The 12,761-nt window shown below is 34.2% G+C and carries 13 protein-coding genes; 11 read left to right on the top strand and 2 right to left on the bottom strand.

Going from position 1 to position 12,761, the window contains the following annotated elements:
- Positions 1–11: 11 nt before the first annotated feature.
- The 9 genes from JMA43_RS09670 (at position 12) to arsB (ending at position 8,393) form a co-directional block, all read left to right on the top strand.
- The gene (locus tag JMA43_RS09670) at positions 12–1,448 is read left to right on the top strand and encodes a dicarboxylate/amino acid:cation symporter (RefSeq protein WP_342156302.1); all 1,437 of its coding nucleotides are present in this window, start codon (positions 12–14) and stop codon (positions 1,446–1,448) included.
- Positions 1,445–2,605 (top strand): flavohemoglobin expression-modulating QEGLA motif protein, encoded by a 1,161-nt coding sequence (locus tag JMA43_RS09665; RefSeq protein WP_342156301.1) that lies wholly within the window; start codon positions 1,445–1,447, stop codon positions 2,603–2,605. Before JMA43_RS09670 ends, JMA43_RS09665 begins: the two co-directional genes overlap by 4 nt.
- Before the next feature lie 261 nt (positions 2,606–2,866).
- Positions 2,867–3,235: a hypothetical protein gene (locus JMA43_RS09660; RefSeq protein ID WP_342156300.1), complete on the top strand. Its 369-nt coding sequence runs from the start codon at positions 2,867–2,869 to the stop codon at positions 3,233–3,235.
- A 377-nt stretch (positions 3,236–3,612) separates the two neighbouring features.
- Positions 3,613–4,887, top strand: coding sequence for a carboxypeptidase-like regulatory domain-containing protein (locus JMA43_RS09655; protein WP_342156299.1), 1,275 nt, complete (start codon positions 3,613–3,615; stop codon positions 4,885–4,887).
- A gap of 197 nt (positions 4,888–5,084) precedes the next feature.
- Positions 5,085–5,759: a hypothetical protein gene (locus JMA43_RS09650; RefSeq protein ID WP_342156298.1), complete on the top strand. Its 675-nt coding sequence runs from the start codon at positions 5,085–5,087 to the stop codon at positions 5,757–5,759.
- A gap of 101 nt (positions 5,760–5,860) precedes the next feature.
- Positions 5,861–6,199: an ArsR/SmtB family transcription factor gene (locus tag JMA43_RS09645; protein WP_342156297.1), complete on the top strand. Its 339-nt coding sequence runs from the start codon at positions 5,861–5,863 to the stop codon at positions 6,197–6,199.
- A gap of 52 nt (positions 6,200–6,251) precedes the next feature.
- On the top strand, positions 6,252–6,722 hold the full coding sequence (locus tag JMA43_RS09640) for a DUF6428 family protein (RefSeq protein WP_342156296.1): 471 nt from the start codon (positions 6,252–6,254) through the stop codon (positions 6,720–6,722).
- A gap of 16 nt (positions 6,723–6,738) precedes the next feature.
- The gene (locus JMA43_RS09635) at positions 6,739–7,350 is read left to right on the top strand and encodes an arsenate-mycothiol transferase ArsC (RefSeq protein ID WP_342156295.1); all 612 of its coding nucleotides are present in this window, start codon (positions 6,739–6,741) and stop codon (positions 7,348–7,350) included.
- On the top strand, positions 7,350–8,393 hold the full coding sequence (gene arsB / locus JMA43_RS09630) for an ACR3 family arsenite efflux transporter (RefSeq protein ID WP_342156294.1): 1,044 nt from the start codon (positions 7,350–7,352) through the stop codon (positions 8,391–8,393). The genes JMA43_RS09635 and arsB overlap by 1 nt, the downstream gene beginning before the upstream one ends.
- Before the next feature lie 140 nt (positions 8,394–8,533).
- On the opposite strand, the gene JMA43_RS09625 is transcribed toward arsB, so the two are convergent.
- Entirely contained in the window at positions 8,534–9,367 is an 834-nt protein-coding gene (locus tag JMA43_RS09625) for an OmpA/MotB family protein (RefSeq protein ID WP_342156293.1), read from the bottom strand.
- Positions 9,368–9,716: 349 nt separating this feature from the next.
- Here JMA43_RS09625 and JMA43_RS09620 point away from each other — a divergent pair, with 349 nt between their 5' ends.
- On the top strand, positions 9,717–10,985 hold the full coding sequence (locus JMA43_RS09620; protein WP_342156292.1) for an MFS transporter: 1,269 nt from the start codon (positions 9,717–9,719) through the stop codon (positions 10,983–10,985).
- 101 nt (positions 10,986–11,086) lie between these two features.
- Positions 11,087–12,094, top strand: coding sequence for a bestrophin family protein (locus tag JMA43_RS09615; protein WP_342156291.1), 1,008 nt, complete (start codon positions 11,087–11,089; stop codon positions 12,092–12,094).
- Here the strand turns inward: JMA43_RS09615 and JMA43_RS09610 are convergent.
- Positions 12,089–12,670 (bottom strand): pseudouridine synthase, encoded by a 582-nt coding sequence (locus JMA43_RS09610; protein ID WP_342156290.1) that lies wholly within the window; start codon positions 12,668–12,670, stop codon positions 12,089–12,091. The genes JMA43_RS09615 and JMA43_RS09610 overlap by 6 nt on opposite strands.
- Positions 12,671–12,761 lie beyond the last annotated feature (91 nt).

The following is a 12,761-nucleotide window of genomic DNA, read 5'->3' as shown; positions in this document are numbered from 1 at the left end:
AATAGATTCATTTGAAGAAAATAGCATTACACTGGCAAATTATAATAGGATTAGTTTTAGGAATTATTTGGGCAATTTTGTCGAGTAAACTTGGTTGGAGCGAGTTTACCATTAATTGGATTGCACCTTTTGGAACTATCTTTATCAATCTATTAAAATTAATCGCCGTTCCGTTAGTGCTTTTTTCAATCATCAATGGAGTTTCAAACATTGGCGATCCTTCGAGTTTAGGAAGAATGGGAGGGAAGACGCTGTTGGCGTATTTAACCACCACTATTTTGGCGGTTGGATTAGGACTCGTTCTAGTGAATGTAATTAAACCAGGAAAGCTTATCGATGAGCAAAGCCGAATAGACAACAGAATTAGTTACGAATTGTGGGCTGCTTCGCAAAATATTGAAATTAAAGATGGTGTAAATTATTTGCACGATCCTGAGTTTTTAGATAGAGCAGAGCGAATTTCAGACCTTTCTCGAGACGAACTTAAAAACGCAACTGTAGACGAAAAGTTAAACACTGCAAACGAAACAAAAGAAGCAGGGCCGTTACAACCATTGGTTGATATTGTACCAGGAAATATTTTTAAATCTTTAGCTGATAATGGATTAATGCTCCAAGTGATATTCTTTGCGCTGTTTTTTGGGATAAGTTTATTGCTCATTCCAGATGAAAAATCTAAACCCGTAGAAGCTTTTATAGACGGTATAATGGAAGTATTTTTAAAAATGGTAGCATTGATTATGAAAGCGGCTCCATTTTTTGTATTTGCACTTTTAGCGGGTGTTGTGAGTAAAATGGCGGGAGATGATATCGGGAAAGTTGTTGAAATTTTTAAAGGACTAAGTTGGTATTCATTAACCGTAACGCTCGGTTTGGCATTGATGATATTTGTTGTCTATCCAGGAATCTTTAAGATTTTTATTCGAGTTATTTCTTACTTCGGATTTTTCAAAGCTGTGAGTCCGGCGCAAACACTTGCTTTTTCAACTTCGAGTAGTGCTGCAACATTGCCAGTTACAATGGAATGTGTTGAAGACAATCTAGGGGTTAGTAAAAAAATAACCAGTTTTGTACTTCCTATTGGGGCCACTGTAAACATGGACGGGACTTGTTTATACCAAGCCGTTGCGGTAGTTTTCTTGGCTCAATTGCATATGATAGACCTTACCATTGCGCAACAACTCACCATCGTTTTAACTGCTACTTTAGCTTCTGTTGGATCTGCGGCGGTGCCTAGTGCCGGGTTGGTAATGCTTATTATTGTGTTGCAATCGGTTGGGTTAAACCCTGCTTGGATCGGAATTATTCTTCCTGTAGATAGAATTTTAGATATGATGCGTACTGTGGTAAACGTTACTGGAGATGCAACTGTTTGTTCGCTAATTGCTAAAAGCGAAGGGATGCTTAACTATCCAGGAGAAAAAACTAAAGAAGAAGTTTCTGCATGATAGCTGAGGATATTTTAAAAGAACACGCTTCTTTATTTACTATTGATAAAAATCTCGATAGATTAATTAAGCGTATTGAGTTGCTTAGCTACTTAAATCCTTTAAATACTGAAAAGGAAAAGCAACGTTTTTTTTCTTCTAAATATACTGAAGAACCAAATTTTAAATATCCGAAGCAAAACTTTAATGCATTTAAGCTACAACGTTCGTTGTTTTCTAACCAATTAGAAAAGATTGAAAACGACGAAATCCGTTCGTTATACCAAGGAATTATTTACTACTACGCCAATATGGTGCAATGCGCCGAAGCTATTGGTGTTCGTAAAAAGTTTTTTTATAATAGTCTGAAATTATATGGAACTCCAAAAGAGAAAGACGTTGCAAATGCACGTTTTATTCTTCATATAAAAGATGATAAAACTGCTGAAAATTCAGAAAAAAAACATACAGCACTCGATGCAAAGGCTTATTTTGAAGACTTTGTACAACGCTACAACTTTCCGTTAAATATTAAATTATCTACAAGTATTGCTGCGGATGCGATGGTGTCCAACAGCACGCAAACTTTGTACATTAAAAAGAATGCACGTTTTAATGATAATCAGCTAAAAACGTTGGCAAACCACGAGATTGGAGTGCATATGGTTACTACCTTTAACGGTATTAATCAGCCGTTAAAAATATTCTCAAATGGTTTTGCAAAAAATGTAGAAACTCAGGAAGGCTTGGCAGTATTTAGTGAGTACATGAGTGGAGCGCTTACTTTAAGTCGACTTAAAATATTGGCGTATAGAGTTATTGCTGCGGATAGTTTGATTAAAGGGTATTCGTTTGCCGATACGTTTGATTTGCTTCACAATCAATACAAATTAGATCGCGATAAGGCTTTTATCATCACCCTGAGAATTCATCGTGGCGGTGGGTTTACAAAAGACTATTTATACCTCACAGGATTAAAAAAAATATACGAGTATTATTCAGAAGGAAATAATTTAGCACCTCTCTTAACAGGTAAGGTTTCGTTGGATAGAGTAGAGTCGATTATAAAACTTCAAGAGCTTGGACTAGCAAATAAATCGGAGCATATAACCGATTCGTATGCGCAAAATAAAAACCAAAATCCTACGATTGATTTTATTCTTCAGAACTTAAAATAATACATTTTAAAACTTTTATTCTTCTCGTTTAACCAAGTATTTAACTAGGGTAAACCTCATTTCATTTGTAGATATTTTCATATACAATTTTTAAGCGTACACAACAAAAAGTTTATAATAGTAGTGTTCACTATTATGTTTGCAATAAAAGCAATTTGCTAATGGTGTGTAAATTCCCCTAACGTTTACGCATTGTTTGAGCTTAACCACTAAACTTAACTACCTAAAAAATTAATGATTAACATTTTTAATTTTTCTACTGTGAAAAAAGAACATGGAAAGAAAAAAGCAAACATCTCTAAAATTAAAGAAGATTGTTTGGCAGACAAAGACTATCTCAATGAAATAATGTTGCTTATCAACAATAATATTGATGAGTTTTACGAAAACACAGAAATTTATTTAAAAGCAAAAGATAGGTTTTCTATCTCAAGAGCTGCGCATAAAGTTAAAAACGGACTAGAAATGGTGCAGGCTTTTACGCTTTTAGATTATCTGGACATGATTCAAAAAGAGTGTCAATATGTAGACACATATCAAAACATTAAACAATTAATTACCGATTTTAAAGTAGAGTACCAATTGGTTGTAATCGAATTGCAGTCGCAAATAGACGAAATGGAAGCTTAATTTATTGCGATATTTTTAAGATAATAGCTTAAAATTAAACTTCACATACAAAACTTGCCGTTTTACAACAAAAAATTTTAAATTCTGCAATACCATGGTACATTTACTTTGTAATAAATCAACAATGATAGCCCCAAAACATTGTTGCTTTTTAAAGAGACTTACCCCAAGTCTTACCTGAATTACTACTTTTAAAAAGCCTTCTTAAAATTAAGAAGGCTTTTTTATTGTAAACTTCTGTTTTTTAACACACTACCTTGTATTTTGATTCGTATTTTTTTGTATCTTTTATGGGTTTACAGACCTTGAACTTTGTTTAATAGTTACTTTAATATTTTACAATGCTGTTTATCTAGATGAATTAAAACGCTAAACTCATGAAAAATCCCGCCAAAACTTTAGTCATTCCAACATTTATAATAATGTTGTTGAGTTGCTTTTCAATGACACTTCAAGCGCAAAACACTGCAAATTTTAAAGAATATAACGGAGCTGTGTTTGACGCACAAACAAACAAAGCCTTAGTTTATGCAACTTTGGCTATTGAAAATTCTAATATTTCAACAATTACAAATTCTGAAGGTGAATTCTCGCTTAAAGTTCCTCTCGATATTGCTAGTAAAAACCTCGTGGTTTCCTTTTTAGGATATCAGAAGAAAAGTATTTCACTCGAATCACTTTCTGAAGAAAACAATGAAATACAACTAGAACCCGTTTCGATAGCGCTTTCAGAAATAAGTATTGATGCTCCAAAAGATGCGCTTACTTTAGTGAAATCGATGTTGAGTAAGAGTGGATATAATTACATTTCGGAGCCAGTTAAAATGACGGCTTTTTACCGAGAAACTATAAAGAAAAGAAATAAAAATGCGTCTTTATCGGAAGCTGTTGTTCATTTATATAAACAACCAAACTCTAATGGGAAACGAGATATCATCGACCTTTATAAATCGAGAAAAAGTACAAATTACTCACGTCTAGATACTGTGGCGCTGAAATTGCAAGGTGGCCCATTTACACCTTTATATATTGATGTAATGAAATATCCTCATTATATTTTTACAAACGAATTGGTGGAGTATTACGACTTTAAATTTGACGCATCAACAACAGTAAACAACAAGCCTGTTTATGTGGTTAACTTCAAGCAAAAGCCAAATGTGTTAGAACCATTGTTCTACGGGAAATTATATATCGATGCTGAAACACATGCTTTAGCAACAGCAGTTTTTGACCTTAATTTGGAAAACAAAAAACGCGTGAGCGAAATGTTGGTAAAACGCAAACCGTATCGTACCGATGTTTACCCTACGGAGGCGAGTTACCGTGTAGATTACCGAATAAAAGACGGGAAGTGGTACTACGGATATACAAATGTACAGCTTACTTTTGTGGTTGATAAAAAAGGGAAGTGGTTTAACTCAAAATACAGTGTGCGAAGCGAAATGGCAATTACCGATTGGGAAGATTATGAACTTTCAAGTAATAGTGAAGTCGTAAACAGAATGCGCCCTTCGATAATTATTGCCGATGAAGCTTCAGGTTTTTCAGATCCTGAGTTTTGGGGTGCTTACAATGTTATCGAACCTGAAAAGTCTATCGAATCGGCTATTTATAAAATTCAGAAACAATTAGAGAAAAGTAAAGGATAAGCTCAAAAGCAAAAAAATAACCCAAAGCCATCTTAAATTTGTTAAAAGATGGCTTTTTTATTGCTGTAAATTAACAAACTTTAAATCTTTGGCATAAAAATGGATATTACTTTTACGATTACATCGGATTGACTAATTTAATTGTCAAACCAGCATAATTATCTATATTTAGCCCGATTATGAATTTAACGAATAGCATGAGGTTTTTTGTAACATTTATATTAGTTATTATTTGTGGCGTTTCGGCGCATGCACAAGTAGAAACAACCAATACACCTATAAAGTTAGAAGGTTTAAATGCAACGCAATTTCCGAATGAGGAAAAGGAAGAAAAAACCGATTTAAATATAAAAGCAGAACCCGATATTAAAATAATTCCTGAAGCGCCTAAAACGCCTTCGGCAACCGATTTAGCCAACAAGGAGGTAAATATGGCAGCGCCACAAGAAGCTTTTCTAGATCCTGGAGATCGTTTTCAGAAGAAGTTAAATAAAAACTTTAACGGTAACGGCGATAATGAAAAAATGGGATCTACAACTACGCAGTATTTTGGCGATTTTAAAAGTAATGCAAAGTCGATTAAAATACTTTGTCGTGACCATCAATATGTCGATGGAGACCGAGTTAGCGTAATGGTTAACGGAAAAGTAGTTTCTCCAAACGTTTATTTAGAGTCTACTTTTAAAGGTTTTTATATTGATTTAGAAAAAGGTTTTAATAAAATTGAATTCAAGGCACTTAACCAAGGTAGCTCTGGACCAAACACAGCTCAATTTGCTGTTTTTGATGATAAAGGAAATGAAATAGCATCAAACATTTGGAATTTAGCCACAGGTGTAAAGGCTTCAATTTTAATTATTAAGGAAGAATAATCATCCTAAACAAACAATTCAAACAATATTTAAGAATTAATTATTACGGATAATTTTATTCTTTCAATCATTAATTGTAATATTGCAATAAATAAATCAATATGGGAGTTACAAAAGCAGAAATATTTTCAGCAACTCAAAACGAAATTGCTACGTTGGCCAAAGTTATTGGTCATCCTGCACGTGTTGCAATTCTTCAACACTTAATCAAAGCTAAGGCTTGTGTTTGTGGAGATTTAGTTGATGAAATAGGGTTGGCGCAACCAACAATTTCTCAGCATTTAAAAGAATTAAAAAACATCGGCCTTATTCAAGGAACTATCGAGGGCACAAGTGTTTGTTATTGCATCAATCCAGATGCATGGAATAAAATGACTAAAACTCTTGGGGAGTTTATTAATCAGCCAAGTATTGAAATAGCATCAGATTCTTGCTGTTAAAAAAAATTTAGATTCAATCATTGTAATATTGCAATAAACAAATTTATAAAACATGAAATTGTCAACATTTAAAAAGCATTTAGAAGGTTTGGACACCATCGCATTTCAATTGCCTAACGGAAATTTGGTCCCAAGTCATTTTCACGTAACCGAAGTAGGCGCTATTTCCAAAAAGTTTATCGACTGCGGAGGAACTGTAAGAGCGGAGAACGTAATTAATTTTCAATTATGGGAAGCCAATGATTACGACCATCGATTGCATCCAGAAAAGTTAATTCACATCATAGAATTATCCGAAAAAACCTTAGGCTTACAAGACCATGAAATAGAGGTGGAGTATCAAGGGGAAAGCATCAGTAAATACGGTTTAGAAATTGAAAATGATGTTTTTAAACTTACCACAAAACAAACCGATTGTTTAGCAAAAGATGCTTGCGGAATTCCAGAAAAGAAGAAAGTTAAGCTTGCTGATATTAGTGCAAATTCTCAAAACGCCTGCACTCCAGGAAGTGGTTGTTGTTAATAAAAATCAATTTAAAATGAACCAACAAATTAAAGAAACAATTGAAGCTTTAGATGTTTCAGTTATTTCAGAAGAAAGAAAAGAAACACTTCAACCGTTAGTTGAATTTATAAAGAGTAAAGAAGCTTCAAATGAGTTAGTTAACATCAACTTTATTTGTACGCATAATTCTAGAAGAAGTCATCTGTCACAAATCTGGGCACAAACAATAGCTCATTATTTTAAGCTGAAAAATGTGTTTTGTTATTCTGGAGGAACAGAAAGTACAGCCATGTTTCCTATGGTAGCAGAGACTTTGAAAAATACCGGATTTTCAATTGAAAAATTAGCTGAAGCTTCAAATCCAGTTTATGCAATTAAATACAGCGAAAACGAACATCCAATTATCGGTTTTTCAAAAAGATATGACGATGCTTTCAATCCTATTTCGGGCTTTGCAGCTATTATGACTTGCTCTCAAGCTGATGGCGGTTGTCCGTTTATTGTAGGTGCAGAAAAGAGAATTCCAATTACTTATGAAGATCCTAAACTCTTTGACGGGACACCAGAACAAGCCGAAAAGTATCAAGAGCGAAGTCTTCAAATCGCTACAGAAATGTATTACGTATTTTTAAAAGCTACCGCATAATGAGTTCAAAAAAATTAAGTTTTCTCGATAAAAATTTAACCTTGTGGATTTTTGTAGCCATGGCGCTTGGCGTTTTTATTGGTTATTTATATCCAAATGTCGCCAATATAGTAAATTCATTTAATAAAGGTACTACCAATATTCCAATCGCAATCGGACTTATCTTAATGATGTATCCGCCACTTGCAAAGGTTAACTACAAATTGCTTCCAAAGGTGTTTAAAAACGTAAAAGTACTTTCGATTTCATTGGTGCTTAATTGGATTGTTGGCCCTTTTTTGATGTTCTTTTTGGCAATTATTTTTCTTCACGATTACCCAGAATATATGGTAGGGCTTATACTTATCGGTCTTGCTAGATGTATTGCAATGGTTTTAGTTTGGAATGATTTAGCCGAAGGAAGCAACGAATACGGTGCTGGTTTAGTGGCTTTAAATAGTATTTTTCAAGTATTTGGTTATAGTTTTTACGCTTGGCTTTTTATTACCAAGTTGCCACCGCTTTTCGGTTTTGAAGGCGCTATTGTAGATATTTCTATTGAAACCATTGCGGAAAGTGTTGCTATTTACCTTGGAATTCCATTTGTGCTGGGTTTTTTAAGCAGATTAATTTTAGTGAAAATTAAAGGGGAGGAGTGGTACAACAACACTTTTATTCCGTTTATTTCTCCTCTAACTTTAATCGCTTTGTTATTCACCATTTTGGTAATGTTTTCTTTAAAAGGAGAACTTATCGTGCAAATCCCACTAGACGTTGTGCGTATTGCAATTCCGTTACTTATTTATTTTACGGTAATGTTTTTTATTGGCTTCTTTGTTAGTAAAGCCAAAGGAACTCCGTACAAAGAAAATGTAGCCATTGCGTTTACCGCTGCGGGAAATAACTTCGAACTTGCTATTGCCGTTGCTATTGCTGTATTCGGACTCAATTCTGGACAAGCATTTACAGGAGTTATTGGTCCGTTGGTTGAAGTTCCTGCACTGATTTTATTAGTAAGAGTAGCATTTTGGTTGCGTAAAAAATACTATCCAGCCTCAGCTTAAAATAGTTACCCTAAATTTCTGTTTTGTAATGCCTGAAAAGATATTAAGATACTTTTCAGGCATTTTTTTAAACAAAAAAAACGCCTTACCATAATAGTAAGACGTTTTCGGCTTAAAGTGTGTGTTATAAATAGGATGGTTTATTCATTAGAAGCCATCAATGCAAAAAACTTATTGATGTTTGGTAGAATTACAATTCGAGTTCTTCTATTTTTAGCTCTGTTTTCTTTAGTTTCATTATCAACAAGAGGTTGAAAACTACTTCTACCAGAAGCAATTAATTTATCTGGACTTACTTGATAATCGTTTTGTAATTTTCTCACAACCGATGTCGCTCTAAGTACACTCAAATCCCAGTTATCTTGAACCTTTTCGTTGTGAATACTTCTGGAGTCAGTGTGCCCTTCAACCATAACTTCGATACTTGGCTCAGAATTAATTACGTCGGCAAGTTTTTGAAGAATATCGTTTGCTTTATTACTTACACGGTAACTCGCAGTGTTAAAAAGTAATTTATCTGAAATCGAAATCATCACAACTGTTTCATCAATATCAATTGCAATATCTTCATCTTCATTTAAACTACTAGTGTTTATCGATTTTTGAAGATTGTACGAAACAGCCAAATTCATAGAGTCTTTTAAGGTTTTAGCCTCGCTCAATTCAGTAGCATCTACATTTTTAAGCGTTTCGCGCATAGCTCTTTTAGATTCTTCCGAAATTACAGCAACATTATCAACGGTTACCATTTTGCTATCACTTTCTGCAGTTAAGCTATTAATTTTAGTGTTGTATTCGTCAACTCTATTTTGAATTACAGAAAACTTTGCTTCTAATTCTTCTTTTTCAACTTGTGTTTTTTGTAACTGACTTTGAAGTTCTCCTTTTTCATGTTCTAATTCTACGTATTTCTTTTTTGAAACACACGATGTTAATATCGCTATCGAGCATAAGGTAATGACAGTTTTTTTCATCTGAATTATTTTTTAATTATTGGTTGTGTCAACTTTTATTTCTGATTTTTTTCTGCTGAAAAAACAACCGTTCTTGAAAGTGAAAAGCCGACAATTTTTAAATTGATTTTGTAATACCTACGGATGAATTTTCAAGTTAGATTATTTTAAAATGTTAAAATTTTGTATTTCATCGTTAAAACATCTCACTTAAACGTCTAAAAAGTCCTTTAAATAACATTGCTTGGCGTAGTTTTTTTAGTTGTTAATTTTATATGAAAATGCATTACAACCATTTCAATATATCATTACCTTTGATTCTTATTTGCAAACTGAAAAAGAAAAACAACAACTACTAATTAGCTTAATTTTGAAAAAAAACGATCCGTACGCAGCATTGCGTTATAAAGAATTCAATATATTTTTACTTGTCCGATTTGCCATGGTTTTTGCATGGTCTATGCAATTTGTAGTGATAGAATGGGAAGTGTATAGTATCACAAAAGATCCTTTATCTTTAGGAATTATTGGTTTAATGGAAGTAATTCCTTCTGTGTCTTTAGCACTTTTTGCAGGTCATGTTGTCGATCAAAAAGAAAAACGAAATCTATTAGTAAAATGTATTTTAGGCTTTTCAGTAATTAGTTTTGGATTGTTTTTACTCACTTGGCCAAAAGTAGTGGGTGAGTGGTCTACCAACGTAATTTTGTATAGCATTTACTTTTTAGTGTTTTTAGGTGGTTTTGTTAGAGCCTTTTTAGGGCCTACAATTTTTTCACTTTTCTCATTAATTGTCCCTAAAAAAGTATATCCAAATGCCGCTACTTGGAGTAGTTCGGTTTGGCAAATGGGAGCAGTACTAGGGCCTGCACTAGCGGGTTTCAGTATTAATTGGATTGGCGTACACTGGTCGATGTGTTTAATTTTTGGGTTCTCGTTAATGGCTTTAATAAGTTTGTTCCAAATTCCGAAGAAACCAATATTAAATCCTAAAATTGGTGAGAATGTCTTTAAAAGCTTAAAAGAAGGTGTAAAATTTGTATTCAGTACCAAAGCCATTTTAGGAGCGATTACATTAGATATGATTGCCGTTTTATTTGGTGGAGCTGTAGCGTTACTTCCTGTTTTTGCTCAAGATATTTTACATGTAGGATCGGAAGGTTTTGGGGTGCTAAGAGCTGCTCCAGCTGTGGGTGCGCTTATTACCATGTTTACTTCGGCACATTTTCCGCTCAATAAAAATGCGGGTCTAAAACTTTTAAGTGCCATCTTCGGATTTGGAGTTTGTATTATTGTTTTCGGACTCTCAACGTGGTTTTGGGTTTCGGTATTGGCGTTGTTTTTCAGTGGAGTATTCGATGGAATTTCAATGATTATCAGACAAACAATTTTACAACTGCGCACACCAGACCATATGCGCGGACGTGTAGCATCAGTAAATTCAATGTTTGTGGGGTCTTCAAATGAATTAGGTGCCTTTGAAAGCGGACTTACTGCTCGATTAATGGGTACAGTTACTGCTGTTGTTTTCGGTGGAACAATGACACTTATTACCGTGGTTGCAACGGGTGTTGTTTCTCCTGCATTTAGGAAGCTCGATTTGCGTAAAGATATTGAAGATAGTGAGAAAGAAGAATAATCGAAATTTCATCTGAAGTATAAATTTTATTTGCTAAATAAATCGTATTTTCTTTACAATTTAGTAAGTTTACTCATTCAGTAATCTTTAAAATTAAAAAGATGCATACGGGAAGGCACTATAAAATAAAAGAGTTTTTACTTTGGACACGCAGGTATATTTACTATTTAATCGCTGTTGCGGCAATTCCAACCGTAATTTTTTCAGTATTTAATATCAAATGGATTGCTTTACCGTGGGTGCCAATTGCTTTAATTGGTACGGCTGCAGCTTTTATTGTTGGGTTTAAAAATACGCAAACCTATAACAGACTTTGGGAAGCTAGAAAAATTTGGGGCGCTATTGTAAACGATAGCCGTAGCTGGGGAATGATGGTGAAAGATTTTATTGCTTCGGAAGAAAATGCAAATACCAATATTACAGCCGACCACTCTAGATTAGTACATCGTCATATCGCATGGTTAACAGCTTTGAGACATCAGTTGAGAACTCCAAAACCATGGGAAAATATGGAAGCCCATAATGCTAGAGAGTATAAAAGAAATTATACGGTACCAGAATGGGAGCAGAGTTTGGAAGAAGAATTAAAGCCATTACTTAGTGCTGAAGAATTGAAGTATGTACTTTCAAAAAAGAACAGGGCTACACAACTGCTAAGCTTACAATCTAGAGATTTAAAAAAGTTGCGTTCCAAGAATTTGGTTGAAGCCTATCCATACGTAGCTTTAGAAAGTTGTTTAAAAGACTTTTTTACGCATCAAGGAAAGGCAGAACGCATTAAAAACTTCCCATATCCGAGTCAGTTTTCAAGCGTGAGTTTATTTTTCATCAACATCTTTGTGTTCTTATTACCCTTTGGACTTTTAGCTCCTTTTTCAGCAATGGGAACTTATGGCGTTTGGTTCACAATTCCTTTTAGCGTAGTTGTTGGTTGGGTTTTTATTTCGTTAGAACAAGTTGGGCAACACACTGCAAACCCTTTTGAAGGTGGAGCAAATGATATTCCGATGGCAGGACTTAGCAGAACTATCGAGATTGATTTAAGAGAAATGCTTGACGAAGTCAATATTCCAGAACCAATTGAAGCGGTAAATCAAATTTTATTATAGGGCTATTTTTTCTACATCGCCAGGTTGAAGATTTTCGATGTGAATATCGCCAATTCTAACTCGTACCAATCGGAGTGTAGGAAAGCCAACAGCCGATGTCATTTTTCGAACTTGCCGAAACTTTCCTTCGGTTAGTATGATGCTTATCCAACTTGTTGGACCATGTCTACTATCCCTAATTTTTTTGTTTCTATCGGGTAAATTAGGTACTTCTATTTTTTTAGCGACGCATGGTTGTGTATTATATTTTTCGCCGTGTAATCCAATTTTGAGTCCATTTTGCAGTTGAGCAATCGCTTCATCGGTAATGGCTCCATCAACTTGTGCGTAATATTCTTTTTCGATCCCGCTTCTGTTAATGGTGTCGCTTAATTTTCCATCGGTAGTCATCAGTAAAAGTCCTTCCGACTTTTCATCCAATCTTCCAATTGGCATTATTCCTTCAGGAAAATCAAAAAGTTCTTTTAAAAAGCGCTTTTTACGAGCTTGACGTTTATCGTTACTATGCGTCTGACTTATAATTCCGTAGGGTTTATAAAGCTTGTAATGTATATGGTTTTTTGTAGTTGTTGTCATTCTGCACAAAGTTACTGCTTTTTCTTGTTTGTAGTTTTCAAGAACATAGGGCAATTTATAACATCTAAGATTGTACCTTTGTGGCTTACTA

Origin of the sequence: Joostella sp. CR20, from assembly GCF_038433465.1 — a bacterium.
Classification (GTDB): Bacteria; Bacteroidota; Bacteroidia; order Flavobacteriales; family Flavobacteriaceae; genus Galbibacter.
The sequence above is the reverse complement of the archived record's forward strand: the minus strand, read 5'-3'. Positions and strand labels throughout refer to the sequence as shown.

Coding starts and splice junctions, on each gene's coding strand:
- JMA43_RS09665 (WP_342156301.1), top strand. CDS start 1,445: ATGATAGCTGAGGATATTTTAAAAGAACACGCTTCTTTATTTACTATT.
- JMA43_RS09655 (WP_342156299.1), top strand. CDS start 3,613: ATGAAAAATCCCGCCAAAACTTTAGTCATTCCAACATTTATAATAATG.
- JMA43_RS09650 (WP_342156298.1), top strand. CDS start 5,085: ATGAGGTTTTTTGTAACATTTATATTAGTTATTATTTGTGGCGTTTCG.
- JMA43_RS09645 (WP_342156297.1), top strand. CDS start 5,861: ATGGGAGTTACAAAAGCAGAAATATTTTCAGCAACTCAAAACGAAATT.
- JMA43_RS09640 (WP_342156296.1), top strand. CDS start 6,252: ATGAAATTGTCAACATTTAAAAAGCATTTAGAAGGTTTGGACACCATC.
- JMA43_RS09635 (WP_342156295.1), top strand. CDS start 6,739: ATGAACCAACAAATTAAAGAAACAATTGAAGCTTTAGATGTTTCAGTT.
- arsB (WP_342156294.1), top strand. CDS start 7,350: ATGAGTTCAAAAAAATTAAGTTTTCTCGATAAAAATTTAACCTTGTGG.
- JMA43_RS09625 (WP_342156293.1), bottom strand. CDS start 9,367: ATGAAAAAAACTGTCATTACCTTATGCTCGATAGCGATATTAACATCG.
- JMA43_RS09615 (WP_342156291.1), top strand. CDS start 11,087: ATGCATACGGGAAGGCACTATAAAATAAAAGAGTTTTTACTTTGGACA.
- JMA43_RS09610 (WP_342156290.1), bottom strand. CDS start 12,670: ATGACAACAACTACAAAAAACCATATACATTACAAGCTTTATAAACCC.